Here is a 14774-nt window from a genome sequence, read left to right on the forward strand (position 1 = left end):
AAACCACCGTTTTCGGCTCGGCCTGACCTGAATCTCAACCCATCCCGACTTCGCGCTTGGATGATGGCGTTACAACTGTGCGGGCGTGGCAATGCGCCGCGCCTTATATACTAACCCATCCTTAACCATAACGGTTCATGAAGAGATTGGTGAAGATTGGCGTTATCGAACGCCTTCCTTTCACCAATATTTGCCCTGAAAAGGCCGACAACGGCACAGTTTGGGGTTGTTCCGGTAGCTTCGTGCGAACCGACCACAAGGGATGCCAGGGGCCAGCCGCCAGCTTCGCCCGGAAAATCTTAAGGACGTAACGATGGAAAATATCGCACTCGCCGATCCGGGCGCGCAATTGTCGGTTTGGTCGCTGTTCGTTTCGGCCAGCTGGGTGGTCAAGCTGGTCATGATCGGCCTGCTCTGCGCCTCGGTCTGGACCTGGGCGATCATCGTCGACAAGCTGGTTTCCTATGCCCGCATGCGGCTGGCGCTCAACCGGTTCGAGCAGGTGTTCTGGTCGGGGCAGTCGCTGGAGGAGCTTTACCGCACGCTCGCCGATCGCAAGACCACCGGCATGGGCGCCATTTTCGTCGCGGCCATGCGCGAGTGGAAGAAGAGTTTCGAGAAGGGCGCCAAGTCGCCGCTCGGCCTGCAAACCCGCATCGACAAGGCGATGGACCTGGCGCTGACCCGCGAGATGGAAAAGCTGGAAGGCCGCCTCGGCTTCCTTGCCACCACCGGCTCGGCGGCACCCTTCATCGGCCTGTTCGGCACCGTCATCGGCATCATGACGTCGTTTCAGGCGATCGCCGGCTCCAAGAATACCAGTCTCGCCGTGGTTGCGCCGGGCATCGCCGAAGCGCTGCTGGCGACGGCCATCGGCCTGCTCGCCGCCATTCCCGCCGTCATCGCCTACAACAAGCTGTCGTCCGATGCGAGCAAGATAGCCGTGCGCATGGAAGGGTTCTCCGACGAGTTCTCCGCCATACTCTCGCGCCAAATCGATGAAAAAGTGGCCCCCAAGGCCTGAGGAGTAGCAGATGGGTATGTCCATGGGCATGGGAGGACGCGGCGGGCGCGGCCACAGGCGGCGCGGCCGTCACCATGCACTGATGTCCGAGATCAACGTCACGCCGATGGTCGACGTGATGCTGGTGCTGCTGATCATCTTCATGGTCGCGGCACCAATGCTGACGGTCGGCGTGCCGATCGACCTGCCGGATACGCAGGCTAAGGCGATGAATGCCGACACGCAGCCGATCACCGTCTCGATCAATGCCGCCGGCCAGATTTACCTGCAGGAAACCGAAATCCCGATCGAGGAACTGGTAGCCAAGCTGCAGGCAATTTCCAAGACCGGCTATGAGGAGCGCATCTTCATCCGCGGCGACAAGTCCACCGACTATGGTACGGCGATGAAGGTGATGGCCCGCATTTCGGCCGCCGGCTACAAGAACATCGGCCTGGTTTCACTGCAGGAACAGGACCAGTAGACGCGCTATGAAGACCGGCCTCACCACATCGGTGATCTTGCATGCGGCGGCGCTGACCTTCGGCCTGTTCACGCTGACGGCGCCGGCAGCACTTCCGTCGTCCGACGTCGAGTCGGTCGCGGTCGACATCGTGCCGATGGAAGCCATTGCGCAGACGTTGCAGGGCGACAAAAAGGCCGTGATGCATGAAAAGCCGGCCCCTGTGCCGACGCAGCGCCCGGACATTGTGCCGGATGCGCAGAAGGTCGGCGAGAACAGCGTCGACACCGACAAGCCGATAACGCCGGAAGCCAAGCCCAAGCCCGTCGACATGACCTCGGCTCCGCCGCCCGCACCGACCCCGATCGAAAAGCCGAAGCCTGAGGACGTGCCGAAGCCGCAGGAGAAGCCCAAGCCTACCCCGGCAACGGAAGTGGCGCCGGCGCCGACGCCCAAGGAAGAGGTCAAGCCCGAGCCGGTCAAGCAGGCCGATCCCAAGCCGACACCGGCCAAGCCGGCGCCGACCCCGCCGCCGCAGGACAAGACCGCTGCCATCGATCCGACGCCCGAGGTCAAGCCCGACGCCGTCGCTGAAGCCATAGCGCAGGAGCCGCCCGCCGAGGCGACGCAGCTGCCGGATTCCGCTCCCGCGCCGGAAGCGCGGCCGAAGCCGCAGCCGGCGCAGGCCGAAAGCGCCAAGGCGCCGGAGCGCAAGGACGCCGACAAGCCGGTCAAGGAAGCGTCGTCGAAGCCGAAATCCGATGACAAGCAATTCAACGCCGACGAGATCTCCGCGCTCCTCGACAAGCAGAAACCATCCGGCGGCGGCGCCAGGCGCTCGACCCAGCAGGCGTCGCTCGGCGGCGACAAGGACCAAGGTCAGAAGCTCTCCAGGTCCGAAATGGGTGCCCTGGAAAGCCAGCTCGGCGGCTGCTGGACCCTTCCTGTCGGCCTTGAAGGTTCCGAGAACTTCCTCGTCGTGGTGCGGTTCAACCTGGATGCATCCGGTAAGCTGGACGGGCGCCCGGCGGTCGAAAAGTCGAGCGGGAATCGCCAGTTCGACGAAAGTGCCGTTCGTGCGGTGCAAAAATGCGATGTCACCGGCCTGCAAGTTCCCGCCGGCAAGCAGGACATCTGGGCCGACGTCCGCGTCACCTTCGATCCAAGGGAGATGCTCGGCCTCTAAGGCCCTGTCATCCGAAAATCAGTACGAGAAGCGAGAAGACATGAAATCAATCCTCAAGCCGCTCCTGATGGTCGCAGCAATGGCGATGGGCATGACCGCGGCAGGCACGTTGCCGGCGCTGGCGCTCGTCGAGCTCAACGTCAACAAGGGCAACGTCGAGCCGCTGCCGATCGCCATCACGGATTTCCAGGGCGGCGACGCGCTTGGGGCGCAGATTTCGCAGATCGTCACCGCCGATTTGAAGCGTTCGGGTCTGTTCGCTCCGATCGACAAGAGCGCCTTTATCGAGAAAATCACCAACCCCGATGCAGCACCGCGCTTCGACGACTGGAAGGTGATCAACGCGCAGGCGCTGGTCACGGGCAGCGTCAGCAAGGAAGCCGACGGCCGCATCCGCGCCCAGTACCGGTTGTGGGATACCTTTGCCGGCCAGCAGATGGCTGGCGAGCAGTTCTTCGCCAACGATGCCAATCAGCGGCGTGTCGCCCATATCATCGCCGACGCCATCTATGAGCGGCTGACCGGCGAAAAAGGCTATTTCGACACCCGCGTCGTCTTCATCGACGAATCCGGAGCCAAGAATGCGCGCAAGAAGCGCCTCGCGATCATGGACCAGGACGGCGCCAACGTCCGCTATCTTTCGGACGGCAGGTCGATCGTGCTGACGCCGCGTTTCTCGCCGAACCGGCAGGAAATCACCTACATGTCCTATGAAAGCGGCCAGCCGCGGGTCTATCTGCTGCAGATCGAGACCGGCCAGCGCGAACTGGTCGGCAATTTCCCCGGCATGACCTTTGCGCCGCGCTTTTCGCCCGACGGCCAGAAGGTGATCATGAGCCTGCTGCGCGACGACGGCAATTCCAACATCTTCGCCATGGACCTGCGCAGCCGCTCGACGACGCGGCTGACCAACTCGACCGCCATCGACACCTCGCCGTCCTATTCGCCCGACGGCAGCAAGGTGGTGTTCACCTCCGACCGTGGCGGCCGCGCACAGATCTACGTGATGGGCGCCGACGGTTCGGGCCAGACCCGCATCTCCTTCGGCGACGGCGTCTATTCGACACCGGTCTGGTCGCCGCGCGGCGACCTGATTGCCTTCACCAAGCAGACCGGCGGCGAATTCCAGATCGGCGTCATGAAGACCGATGGATCGGGTGAGCGCATCCTCTCCTCCGGCTTCCAGCAGGAGGGACCGACCTGGGCGCCGAATGGCCGCGTGCTGATGTTCTTCCGCGATTCCGCCGGTGGCCCCAAACTGGTTTCGGTCGATCTGACCGGACGCAACGAGCAATCGATCCCGACGGCGAACTTCGCTTCGGACCCTGCCTGGTCGCCGCTGCTGGAGTAAGAGACGAACTGAGGAACTGGGAATTGAAGAACTGAAGAACTGAAGAACTGAAGAATGGAGAAGGCGGGCGGCTACATCAAGCGTGCGAAGGATCTAGAGGTTTATAAGCGCGCTTATGTGGTCTCTCTTGACGTGCATAAAGCTACGCTCGCCTTCCCGAAAATGGAGCAATACGCACTGGCTGATCAGTTGCGTCGCTCCAGCAAGGGAATCTGCGCCAATTTGGCTGAGGGATTTGCCAAGCAGACTCACTCCAAACCCAATTCGCGCGGTTCATTTCGATGGCAATGGGGTCATGCAGCGAAGTGGAGACGTGGATTTCCTATGCGTTCGACCTTGGATACATCAGCCAGGCACAACACGACGATTGGCTGCGACCCTATGCCCATATCTACGGCATGCTGATCAATCTGAGAGAAAAGCTGAAGTGAATTCTCTCTTCAGTTGCTCAATTCCCCAACTCTTCAATTCCTCTTTTCCATCTCTTTGTCGCGTTTTGGCCGTATTTCCGCCTAGGGTCCGCGCCAACTGTGGCTCATGGCCAATGGCTGCGGACGGGCAGCTTAAACCAAAATTTAACCGTGTTTCTTGAATGCCGGTTAACCCAAACGTGGTTACTGGGTGATCAACGAAATCACTCAAATTAGACCACTCGAATTACGAAGGAGAGGCGGCATGGGCCGTATTGCAGCACTTACCAGAAACCCGGTCATGATCGCGCTGGTGGCGATGCTCGCCATCGCAGGTTGCGCCTCGAAGAAGACGCCGAACAACGCGGCCGATCTTGGCCTTAACGGCGCCGGCGCCGCAACACCCGGATCGGCGCAGGACTTCACCGTCAACATTGGCGACCGCATCTTCTTCGACACGGACTCGACCTCGATCCGTGCCGATGCGCAGACGACGCTCTCGCGCCAGGCACAGTGGCTGAACCAGTACAAGCAGTATGCCATCGTCGTCGAAGGCCATGCCGACGAACGCGGAACGCGCGAATACAATCTGGCGCTCGGCGCCCGCCGCGCAGCCGCTACCCGTGACTTCCTTGTCGCCAAGGGCGTCTCGGCCAGCCGTCTCAAGACCATTTCCTACGGCAAGGAACGTCCGGTCGCGGTTTGCGACGACATCTCTTGCTGGTCGCAGAATCGCCGCGCGGTCACTACGCTTAGCGGCGCTGGCTCCTGAGGCATCATGGACCGGCGCGTCAAAGGACGCGTGGCCGTCTAGCGGTAAAAATGCAACATACTTGTGCGAAAGGCGGCCTTGGGGCCGCCTTTTTCATATCCGGATGCCCGAAACAAAATTTGGCCGAAGTCTCGGCTCCTGCTATGAGCCGAGGGCGCTTGGCTGGTCCCATTCTGATTGGAAGGCGCGAACAAGCTAACGAAATCACTGCGAGAGGCACATGCATTTGAGATCGGTTCTGAGCGGCACGCTTGCGCTGCTGCTCCTATCAGGCGTCACCGCCCTGGCTAGCGGCACCGGGGCGAGCGGCACAGGGCAATCAACCGACAGCGGCTTTACCTTCCATCTTCCCAGTATCGAATTGCCCGGTTTTTTTGGTCAAAAGAAGAAACCGGACCAGGTTCAGCTGGTGCAGTCCGATCCTACCGCTGTCACCAGCCTGGAAGAGCAGCTGCGGCAGATGAACGGCAAGATCGAGGAACTCAATTTCCAGGTCCTGCAAATGCAGGAGCAGATCCGCAAGCAGCAGGAAGATAATGAATTCCGCTTCCAGCAGCTGGAAGGTGGCGGCACGCAAGGCGGACAGCCGCCGGCGCAGAAGAAATCGGACGCCACCACCGGCACCGACAACAACGTGGCGGCGGCCCCGGCAACACGGGCGCCGGCCGATGCCGGCGCCGAGCCCGCCAACGATCAATCGGCAGTCGGCAAGACGGTCGAGGACGTCATCGTCGAATCTCCGGATGGCGACCCCGGCAAGGTTATTCCCGGTACGGGAGCGCCGGAAAAGACCTTCGGCAGCATCACCGTCGACAAGAACGGCAATGTCATCGATGCTGGCGGCAACACACAATCGACCGCGCCGGCGCAGGATACCGCGCCAGTCGCCGGAGCGGCGCCCAAGGCCGGCAAATCCGATACGGTGGTCGCGGCGTTGCCCGCCACCAACAATCCGGAAGAGCTCTACCGCAACTCATACCAGTTCATCCTCTCGGGCGACTACGGCACCGCCGAGCAGGGTTTTCGCGACCACATCGCCCGCTTCCCCAAGGATGCGAAAGCAGCGGATGCGCATTACTGGCTGGGCGAGTCATTGCTCGGCCAGCAGAAATACCGCGATGCGGCCGAGACGTTCCTTGCCGCCAGCAAGGACTACCCCAAGGCCAAGAAAGCTCCCGACATGTTGCTGAAGCTCGGCGTGTCGCTGGTCGGCCTCAAGCAGCATGACGTTGCCTGCGCCACTTTCAGCGAGGTCGGCAAGCGCTACCCCGATATTTCCAGCGCGCTCAAGGAACGCGTCAAGCAGGAGAAGGCTCTGGCTGCCTGCTGATCCTTGTCATACATGTCGTTGTCCTGAAACCGGGATCACTTTTGGGCGACATGCATCATGCTCGACACCGAGCCGGACCTTTCGACTAACCCTTTTTCGCATATCGATTTTACCAGCGGCGCTGTTGCGGCCGTGTCCGGCGGCAGCGACTCGACCGCCCTGCTCCTTCTTCTCAAACACCATCTCGAACGTAGGGCGCCGGCAACCAGGCTGCTGGCGGTGACGATCGACCACGGTTTGCGGTCCGGTTCGGCTGCGGAAGCGCAAACAGTGGCGAAGCTGTGCGCCAGGCTCGGAATTTCACACCGCATCCTGACATGGTCGGGTCCAAAGCCATCGACCGGTCTGCCCGCCGCCGCTCGCGAGGCGCGCTACCGGCTGCTAGCCGAGGCGGCACAAGCGGAAGGCATCGGCATGATCCTCACCGGCCATACCGCCGACGACCAGGCGGAAACGGTGCTGATGCGGCACGCGCGGGACGCGGGCCAAGGCCATGCCGGCATGGCCGGCCGGGGACTTGCCGGCATGGCGCCGGCCACCCTCTATGACTGGCGCATCTGGATCGTGCGGCCGCTCCTCGGCGTGCGGCGCGCGGTATTGCGCGACGTCCTGCGCCGTCAAAATGTCGGCTGGGCTGACGATCCGACCAATGTCGACGCGGCTTTCGAGCGGCCGCGTATGCGGGCCGCACTTGCCGGCGAGAGTGTCGAGCATGTGAAGGGCATGTTGATGCTCGCGGGCCAGGCCGCCCTCGAGCGCAGGCAGCTTGGCGCCAGCGCAGCCGGTTTGATCGATGGCTTGGCCAGCCAGCCAGCCATCGGCCTCATCCGCCTCGACCCGTGCCTGCTCTCCTCCGGTGACGAGCAGGCGGCCATCTATGCGTTGCGCATCCTTCTGGCCACGACCGGCGGGATTGCCTTCCTGCCGGATCAGGCCCGCAGCGAGGCTCTGTTCGGTCGGCTGAGGGCTGGATTTCTTTGCGCCACATTGTCGCGGACGGTTGTCGATTCCCGGCGCTCCGGCATATTCCTGCGCCGCGAGGCGCGCGGACTGCCCGCCGCCGCTGCCGCCACCGGCAGCACCCTGTGGGACGGCCGCCGGCACATCACATTGAACGACAGCAGCAGCGCATTGTTGATTGCCCCGTTAGGCACGGCAGCGGCGAAACGGCTCGCGACGGGTGAAGGAAAAACCCCGTCGAGCCTGATGCGCGCCGCGCTCGCGGCCGAACCGGCGGTGTGGCAGGCCGGTGAATGCCTTGGTTTGCCTGGATATGGACTGAAGTCCGCGACGGTGGAAGCGCGGCCGGTCGTTGCCCCCTTCGGCCGCTTCCTGCCATCCTTCGACCTAGCGCCGGCGCGGGCCGTCGCCGGGCTGATTGGCGCGGCCCCGGTCCCGCCCTTGCCTTTCAGCGGCCACAGTGCCGGCTGAGGGTTGCGCGAAAGCTTAACCCAGACGTGCTGTTCTGCTTGGCAAGGGGGGACGCTCTCCCTATGTTAGGCGCAAGTTTCCTCTCATGACGCGTGTCCGCCTCGCGGACGCCAACGGGACAATTGATGAATCCGAACTATCGCAACCTCGCGCTCTGGGCGATCATAGCGGTCCTGCTCATAGCCCTGTTCAATTTGTTCCAGACGCCGCAGACGCGAGGGGCTTCCAGCGATGTGCCTTATTCGCAGTTCCTGCAGGATGTCGCGGCGGGGCGGGTCAAGACGGTGACCATTGCTGGCGCTCGTATCAGCGGCACCTACACCGACAATTCCAGCGGTTTCCAGACCTATTCGCCCGGCGATCCTTCGCTGGTCTCGCGGCTGCAGGACAAGAACGTCACCATCAATGCACGGCCTGAAACGGACGGTTCCAATTCGCTGTTCGGCTATTTGATCTCCTGGCTGCCGATGATCCTCATCCTCGGCGTCTGGATATTCTTCATGCGCCAGATGCAGTCCGGCTCCGGCCGCGCGATGGGCTTCGGCAAATCGAAGGCCAAGCTGCTCACCGAAGCGCATGGCCGCGTCACTTTCCAGGACGTTGCCGGCGTCGACGAAGCCAAGGAAGATCTGGAAGAGATCGTCGAGTTCCTGCGCGATCCGCAGAAGTTCCAGCGGCTCGGCGGCAAGATTCCGCGCGGCGTGCTGCTCGTCGGCCCTCCGGGAACCGGCAAGACGCTGCTCGCGCGCTCGGTTGCCGGCGAAGCCAATGTGCCGTTCTTCACCATTTCCGGTTCTGACTTCGTCGAGATGTTCGTCGGCGTCGGTGCAAGCCGCGTCCGCGACATGTTCGACCAGGCCAAGAAGAACGCGCCCTGCATCATCTTCATCGACGAAATCGACGCAGTCGGCCGTCATCGCGGCGCCGGCCTCGGCGGCGGCAATGACGAACGCGAGCAGACGCTGAACCAGCTGCTGGTCGAGATGGACGGTTTCGAATCCAACGAAAGCATCATCCTGATCGCAGCCACCAACCGGCCCGACGTGCTCGATCCGGCGCTGCTCCGGCCAGGCCGCTTCGACCGCCAGGTCGTGGTGCCGAACCCTGACATCGTCGGCCGCGAGAAGATCCTCAAGGTGCATGTGCGCAACGTGCCGCTGGCGCCCAATGTCGACCTCAAGGTGATCGCGCGCGGTACGCCTGGCTTCTCCGGCGCCGACCTGATGAACCTCGTCAACGAATCCGCGCTGATGGCGGCACGACGCAACAAGCGCCTCGTCACCATGGCTGAATTCGAGGACGCCAAGGACAAGATCATGATGGGCGCCGAGCGCCGCTCGTCGGCCATGACGCAGGCCGAGAAGGAGCTGACCGCCTACCATGAGGCCGGCCACGCCATTCTCGCGCTCAACGTGCCGTCGGCCGATCCGCTGCACAAGGCCACCATCATCCCGCGCGGCCGTGCGCTCGGCATGGTCATGCAGTTGCCCGAAGGCGACCGCTATTCGATGAGCTACAAATACATGATCTCGCGGCTCGCCATCATGATGGGCGGCCGTGTCGCCGAGGAGTTCAAGTTCGGCAAGGAGAACATCACCTCCGGAGCTTCTTCGGATATCGAGCAGGCGACCAAGCTGGCGCGTGCCATGGTCACGCGCTGGGGCTTTTCCGACAAGCTCGGCCATGTCGCCTATGGCGACAACCAGGAAGAAGTGTTCCTTGGCCATTCGGTGGCGCGCACGCAGAACGTCTCGGAAGAAACGGCGCAGATCATCGACGCCGAAGTGCGCCGCCTGATCGATGAGGCCTATTCGTCGGCGAAGTCCATCCTGACCAAGAAGAAGAAGGAATGGATCGCGCTGGCGCAGGGCCTGCTGGAATACGAGACGCTGTCCGGCGAGGAGATCAAGCAGTTGATCGCCGGCCACAAGCCCGCACGCGACCTCGGCGACGATACGCCGCCAAGTCGTGGCTCGGCCGTGCCGAAGTCCGGCGGCCGCCGCAAGAAGGGTCCTGAGCCCGAAGGCGGTATGGAACCACAGCCGTCGAGCTGAGTTCGGCCACCGATTTCATCGAACGCCGCGGCTTGCTCCGCGGCGTTTTTTGTTTTTGGCGTTGGGGAGGAGTTGTCCGCGACCTCGCATCTGCGACGGTGACGATTGGCTCTAGGTGGTAGCCAATCTCCCCCACAAGGGGGAGATTGGCAACGTCGCCGCTGGCGTGCCCTCGAAGGCAACAAAAAGGCCCGCGAACCCTGCGGTTCGCCGGCCTTCTCTTCTTCAGATGTCTTGTCGCTCAGCTCTTCAGCTTGGCATTGCACAGGCTGTAATAACCGCCGCCCTTCTGGATCCAGCGAAGGCCGTTCAACGTGCCCGCGTCCTTGTTGCCATGGTAGCCCTGGAGACAGGTCTTCATGCGCGCCTTCGCGGGCTTTTCGGTCTTGAACTCGGCGGCCAGCGTGGTCGGAAATGTCACGCCCGCGGGCGCTACAGTGGGGGCGACCGCCGCGCTGGTTTCTTTTTTCGTCTGCGGCTCGGTTTTGACCGTATCCTCGCTGACACTGTCCGCTGCTGATGTCGCGCACTTCTCCTTGCGAAAAGCCGTCCAGTCCATGCCGTTCAGAGTGCCGCCTTCCTTGGCTGTTCGATAGGTCTCGCCGCATTCCTTCATCGTCAGTGCGCTTGCGGGGGCGACGCTCCAAGCGACAAATGCGGTCGCAGCCAATACCGCCAATTTCAAACCGTGCATAAGACCCTCCTGGTTGATAATAAGTTTGACGTCTTTTTGTATATGGTTTGTTCTCTATATGTTCAACCAGAATCTTTACGGACTACCGATGAGCTTGGCGGTGGGCAGTGTAGGCGAATTGATGATGCCGGCAGCCCGGCGACATGCAGATGCGAGCAAGGCAGTGTGCGTCTTCGCGCAACAACAAAGGCCCGCGCATCTTGCGATGCGCGGGCCTTTGTTTGGAGACTATGGCTAAGCGATCAGCCCTTCAGCTTGGCATTGCACAGGCTGTAGAAGCCGCCGCCCTTCTGGATCCACTTCAGGCCGCCGAGCGCGTTGGCGTCCTTGAGGACATAGTACTGGTCGAGGCAGGTGTGCATGCGGCCCTTTCCGGGGGTCTCGCTGGCATATTTCGCCGAGATCGCGGACGGGAACTTGACGCCCTTGGGCGCAGCCGTCGTCGGCTTCGCCGGCTCCTTGGTGTAGCTCGCCTCGTCGGCGGCCGGCACGGTGTCGTCATCCGAGGCGGCTGCGCCGCACTCGGTCTTGCGGAAGTCGTTCCACTTCATGCCGTTCAGCGTGTTGGCCGTCTTGGCGGCCTGATACTTGGTGCTGCATTCGGCCATGCTCAGACCCTTGCCGCCATTGTCTGCGGGAGCGGCGGGAGCCGCGGCGGCCTTGGTGGTCGCCGGCTTGGCGGCGGCAGCGGCGGATGCACCGGCGGCGCATTCGGATTTGCGGAAGTCGTTCCACTTCATGCCGTTCAGCGTGCCGGCAGCCTTCGCCGCCTGATACTTGGTGCTGCATTCCTTCGCCGTCAGGCCCTTGGCCGTGCTGTCGTCCGGCGCGGCAGCCTTCGTGGTGTTGGTCGCTTTCTTGGCATCGGCCGGCTTGGCGTCGGTCGTCGCTGTGGCGTCGGTGCCGCACTGAGCCTTGCGGAACTGGTTCCAGGTCGCTCCGGCCAGTGTCCCCGCATCCTTGGCGGCGTTATACTTCGTGCTGCACTCGGCCATCGTCAGTGCGTTGGCTGGCGCGGCCAGGAACAAGGTCGCGACGGCGAGGCCGGTCAAAGTGGCAAGTCGGTGGATGAGCATAGCGTTTCTCCGTTGCAGCAGCCCATGATACGTCCCTGCAAATCAATAACGCTCAACGGTCGGTTGCGCCAGATGCTAAGTGGCGTATATATCGCCGAAAATCGGCTTCTCCCGATAAGGTGATGAAATCGTTGTCCGTTGCCTGGTTCAGAGCAAGATTTTCCTGGTGCATCAGCGCTGAAAGGCTCGAATGACTTGTATATTGCAGCATGGCAGTCTGGGCATGTCAGGTTGCGGCCACGTTGTGTGCAGTGCACAACAATGGTTTTCTAAGGATTGGTAACGTATAATCACACAATGTGATCATAGCGCCCTGGCCACTTGTGGCATGACGTGCCGGGGAAGAAACTTCGAGGAAGCTGACTGGCATGGCAGGGAATTATTTCGGCACGGACGGCATTCGCGGACGCGCCAACAAGTTTCCGATGACCGCTGAAATCGCGATGCGGGTCGGCATGGCCGCCGGCCTTTCTTTCCAGCGCGGCAGCCATCGACATCGTGTCGTGCTCGGCAAGGACACCAGGCTTTCCGGTTATATGATCGAGAATGCCATGGTCGCCGGTCTTTGTGCCGCCGGCATGGACGTGTTCCTGCTCGGCCCGATCCCGACGCCGGCTGTCGCCATGCTGGTGCGTTCGCTGCGCGCCGATATCGGCGTCATGATCTCGGCCTCGCACAACCCCTATTACGACAACGGCATCAAGCTGTTCGGACCCGACGGCTACAAGCTCTCCGACGAGATCGAGGAGCGCATCGAGAGCATGCTCGACAGGGATATCGAACTGGCGCTCGCCGATTCCGACGGGCTTGGCCGCGCCAAGCGCGTCGACGGCGTGCATGACCGCTACATCGAATTCGCCAAGCGCACCTTGCCGCGCTCGATGTCGCTCGCGGGCTTGAGGATCGTCGTCGATTGCGCCAATGGCGCGGCCTACAAGGTGGCGCCCGAGGCGCTGTGGGAACTGGGCGCCGAAGTCGTCGCCATCAATGTCGAGCCCAACGGCTTCAACATCAACAAGGAATGCGGCTCGACCCACCCGGCCGGCCTGCAAAAGAAGGTGCACGAAGTGCGCGCCGATATCGGCATCGCGCTCGACGGCGACGCCGATCGCGTCGTCATCGTCGATGAAAACGGCGCGATCGTCGATGGTGACCAGATCATGGCGCTGATCGCCGAATCCTGGCACCAGAGCGGACGGCTTGCCGGCGGCGGTGTCGTCTCAACCGTCATGTCCAATCTGGGCCTCGAACGCTTCCTCGGCGACATGAAGCTGCAATTGCACCGCACCAAGGTCGGCGACCGTTATGTCGTCGAGCATATGCGCGCGCACGGGCTGAATGTCGGCGGCGAACAGTCGGGCCATATCGTGCTGTCCGACTTTTCGACCACCGGCGACGGCCTGGTTTCGGCGCTGCAGGTGCTGGCCTGCATCAAGCGGCAGGGCCGGCCGGTCAGCGAACTGTCGAAGAAATTCGAACCCGTGCCGCAACTCCTGAAGAACGTTCACATTTCCGGCGGCAAGCCGCTCGAGGAGGCGCCGGTCAAGGCCGCCATCGAAGACGCGCGCAACCGGCTCGGCAAGACCGGACGGCTGGTTATCCGGCCATCCGGGACAGAGCCGCTGATCCGCGTGATGGCCGAGGGCGACGACCCGCAACTGGTCGAGTCCGTGGTGAATGGCATCGTGGACATCATCTCGGAAACGCGCAGCGCCGCCTGAGCCCCAGCGCCCGGCAGGACGTCGTCGCCTGAACCTGTCCAAGGCCCGCCTTTCGGCGGGCTTTTTCTTGTCGGCTCCCAGTCTGTTCGCTGTTCGGAAATCTCGCAGCGGTTCCCAGAAGTTTCGAGATTCGTGGTTAAGCAACAGGGTTAAACGCCTTTTAACCTTTGCAATTCATTATCCACGACTGAAAGCCAATCGCATTTCGGGCGGGTTTGCCGTTCCGAGCTTCTCAGGGGTGACAAGCATGTTCAAGACAGCAAGAAAGGCCCTGCTCGCCTTACTGTTCGCAGGCCTGGCGGGGCCGTTGTTCGCGGCCGACCTGCCGGAACCGATCGTCGAAGAGGCTCCGCCTCAGGCCGTCTACGAGCAGCCGGTAGAAGTCGGCGGCTGGTATATCCGTGGCGACATCGACTATCACAAGTCGACCGTGCGCGGCATCGACTATATGACCTACACCGTCGATCCCTGTAACTGTACGGTTACGCCCGGCACCAGAAGCTTCGATTTCGGCAAGCTCAAGGGCGGTTTCTCGCTCGGCGCCGGCGTCGGCTACAAGATCAACGATCACTTCCGGACCGATTTGACCGCCGACTATTGGTTCAAGTCGAACTTCAACGGCGGCACCTCGGACATCAACGGTACTTCGACCGAAGTATCGAAGATGAGCGCCCTGCTGCTGCTTGCCAACGCCTATGTCGATCTCGGCACCTACCATGGCATCACGCCTTACGTTGGCGCCGGCATCGGCGGCGCCCGCGTCAAGTGGGATGATGTCTACGACCCGAACACCACCGAGTTCAATCCCGGCAGATCAAGCTGGCGTTTCGCCTACGGTCTGATGGCCGGCGCTTCGTACTGCTTGACCGACAAGATCATTCTCGATGCCGGCTACCGCTTCTCCCATATCCAGGGCGGCCGCATGTTCGACTGGAACATCACCAGCTCCGGTCCCGGCTTCGATCGTGGCATCAACACACACGAAGTGCGCGGTGGCCTGCGTTACCAGTTCGGTGGCAACAACGGTTGCGCCGCGCCGGTCGTTGCCTACCAACCCGAACCCGAGCCGATCTACACCAAGTAACAGCATCTACATTACTTGAATTCTTCACAAACCGCCCGGCCTCAGCCGGGCGGTTTTTCGTTGGCCGCCTGGAATCGACAGGGGAAATGAATTCGCTAACGCTCTGTTAGCCTTAACCGGCACTTAACCACTATGGTTAACAATGCTTCTTGAAACGATGGCTGCCGCTGCGATTGCGGGCTGCGCCAAATTCGGGAGT

At 62.1% G+C, this 14774-nt stretch carries 13 protein-coding genes and 1 pseudogene; 12 read left to right on the forward strand and 2 right to left on the reverse strand.

Going from position 1 to position 14774, the window contains the following annotated elements; all coding sequences use genetic code 11:
• Window positions 1–313 precede the first annotated feature (313 nt).
• The 10 genes and pseudogenes from tolQ (at window position 314) to ftsH (ending at window position 10000) form a co-directional block, all read left to right on the forward strand.
• A complete protein-coding gene (tolQ, locus tag AC0L2D_RS21530) occupies window positions 314–1024 on the forward strand; it encodes a protein TolQ (protein WP_013529145.1) in 711 nt (236 codons plus the stop codon).
• Between the two features lie 10 nt (window positions 1025–1034).
• A complete protein-coding gene (gene tolR, locus AC0L2D_RS21535) occupies window positions 1035–1487 on the forward strand; it encodes a protein TolR (protein WP_023811855.1) in 453 nt (150 codons plus the stop codon).
• A 7-nt stretch (window positions 1488–1494) separates the two neighbouring features.
• Entirely contained in the window at window positions 1495–2652 is a 1158-nt protein-coding gene (locus AC0L2D_RS21540) for an energy transducer TonB family protein (protein WP_473542312.1), read from the forward strand.
• 40 nt (window positions 2653–2692) lie between these two features.
• Entirely contained in the window at window positions 2693–4003 is a 1311-nt protein-coding gene (gene tolB / locus AC0L2D_RS21545) for a Tol-Pal system beta propeller repeat protein TolB (protein WP_013529148.1), read from the forward strand.
• Between the two features lie 54 nt (window positions 4004–4057).
• Window positions 4058–4192, forward strand: a pseudogene (locus AC0L2D_RS21550) (four helix bundle protein); the annotation flags it as partial.
• Between the two features lie 92 nt (window positions 4193–4284).
• Window positions 4285–4434 (forward strand): four helix bundle protein, encoded by a 150-nt coding sequence (locus AC0L2D_RS21555; protein WP_473542314.1) that lies wholly within the window; start codon window positions 4285–4287, stop codon window positions 4432–4434.
• A 244-nt stretch (window positions 4435–4678) separates the two neighbouring features.
• Window positions 4679–5185 carry a peptidoglycan-associated lipoprotein Pal gene (pal, locus tag AC0L2D_RS21560; RefSeq protein ID WP_013529149.1) on the forward strand — a complete coding sequence of 169 codons (507 nt, stop codon included), beginning with the start codon at window positions 4679–4681 and terminating at the stop codon, window positions 5183–5185.
• A gap of 220 nt (window positions 5186–5405) precedes the next feature.
• Complete coding sequence (gene ybgF / locus AC0L2D_RS21565; protein WP_027162518.1) at window positions 5406–6515, forward strand: tol-pal system protein YbgF; 1110 nt, start codon at window positions 5406–5408, stop codon at window positions 6513–6515.
• Between the two features lie 57 nt (window positions 6516–6572).
• Window positions 6573–7946, forward strand: coding sequence for a tRNA lysidine(34) synthetase TilS (tilS, locus tag AC0L2D_RS21570; protein ID WP_473542316.1), 1374 nt, complete (start codon window positions 6573–6575; stop codon window positions 7944–7946).
• A gap of 125 nt (window positions 7947–8071) precedes the next feature.
• Window positions 8072–10000, forward strand: coding sequence for an ATP-dependent zinc metalloprotease FtsH (gene ftsH / locus AC0L2D_RS21575; RefSeq protein ID WP_013529152.1), 1929 nt, complete (start codon window positions 8072–8074; stop codon window positions 9998–10000).
• A gap of 241 nt (window positions 10001–10241) precedes the next feature.
• On the opposite strand, the gene AC0L2D_RS21580 is transcribed toward ftsH, so the two are convergent.
• Both AC0L2D_RS21580 and AC0L2D_RS21585 read right to left on the reverse strand, forming a co-directional pair.
• Window positions 10242–10694, reverse strand: coding sequence for a hypothetical protein (locus tag AC0L2D_RS21580; RefSeq protein ID WP_013529153.1), 453 nt, complete (start codon window positions 10692–10694; stop codon window positions 10242–10244).
• A 242-nt stretch (window positions 10695–10936) separates the two neighbouring features.
• Complete coding sequence (locus AC0L2D_RS21585; protein ID WP_473542318.1) at window positions 10937–11770, reverse strand: hypothetical protein; 834 nt, start codon at window positions 11768–11770, stop codon at window positions 10937–10939.
• A gap of 368 nt (window positions 11771–12138) precedes the next feature.
• On the opposite strand from AC0L2D_RS21585, the gene glmM reads away from it, so the two are divergent.
• Both glmM and AC0L2D_RS21595 read left to right on the forward strand, forming a co-directional pair.
• Window positions 12139–13491 carry a phosphoglucosamine mutase gene (gene glmM, locus AC0L2D_RS21590; protein ID WP_473542320.1) on the forward strand — a complete coding sequence of 451 codons (1353 nt, stop codon included), beginning with the start codon at window positions 12139–12141 and terminating at the stop codon, window positions 13489–13491.
• A 247-nt stretch (window positions 13492–13738) separates the two neighbouring features.
• Window positions 13739–14575, forward strand: a complete 837-nt coding sequence (locus AC0L2D_RS21595) for an outer membrane protein (RefSeq protein WP_013529156.1) — start codon at window positions 13739–13741, stop codon at window positions 14573–14575.
• Window positions 14576–14774 lie beyond the last annotated feature (199 nt).

The organism is Mesorhizobium sp. WSM4833, from assembly GCF_055811095.1.

Excerpts from the sequence above, each read along its gene's own strand:
- ftsH (WP_013529152.1), top strand. The coding sequence starts at position 8,072 with ATGAATCCGAACTATCGCAACCTCGCGCTCTGGGCGATCATAGCGGTC.
- AC0L2D_RS21540 (WP_473542312.1), top strand. The coding sequence starts at position 1,495 with ATGAAGACCGGCCTCACCACATCGGTGATCTTGCATGCGGCGGCGCTG.
- AC0L2D_RS21580 (WP_013529153.1), bottom strand. The coding sequence starts at position 10,694 with ATGCACGGTTTGAAATTGGCGGTATTGGCTGCGACCGCATTTGTCGCT.
- AC0L2D_RS21595 (WP_013529156.1), top strand. The coding sequence starts at position 13,739 with ATGTTCAAGACAGCAAGAAAGGCCCTGCTCGCCTTACTGTTCGCAGGC.
- tolR (WP_023811855.1), top strand. The coding sequence starts at position 1,035 with ATGGGTATGTCCATGGGCATGGGAGGACGCGGCGGGCGCGGCCACAGG.
- AC0L2D_RS21555 (WP_473542314.1), top strand. The coding sequence starts at position 4,285 with ATGGCAATGGGGTCATGCAGCGAAGTGGAGACGTGGATTTCCTATGCG.
- tolB (WP_013529148.1), top strand. The coding sequence starts at position 2,693 with ATGAAATCAATCCTCAAGCCGCTCCTGATGGTCGCAGCAATGGCGATG.
- ybgF (WP_027162518.1), top strand. The coding sequence starts at position 5,406 with ATGCATTTGAGATCGGTTCTGAGCGGCACGCTTGCGCTGCTGCTCCTA.
- pal (WP_013529149.1), top strand. The coding sequence starts at position 4,679 with ATGGGCCGTATTGCAGCACTTACCAGAAACCCGGTCATGATCGCGCTG.
- glmM (WP_473542320.1), top strand. The coding sequence starts at position 12,139 with ATGGCAGGGAATTATTTCGGCACGGACGGCATTCGCGGACGCGCCAAC.
- tolQ (WP_013529145.1), top strand. The coding sequence starts at position 314 with ATGGAAAATATCGCACTCGCCGATCCGGGCGCGCAATTGTCGGTTTGG.
- tilS (WP_473542316.1), top strand. The coding sequence starts at position 6,573 with ATGCTCGACACCGAGCCGGACCTTTCGACTAACCCTTTTTCGCATATC.
- AC0L2D_RS21585 (WP_473542318.1), bottom strand. The coding sequence starts at position 11,770 with ATGCTCATCCACCGACTTGCCACTTTGACCGGCCTCGCCGTCGCGACC.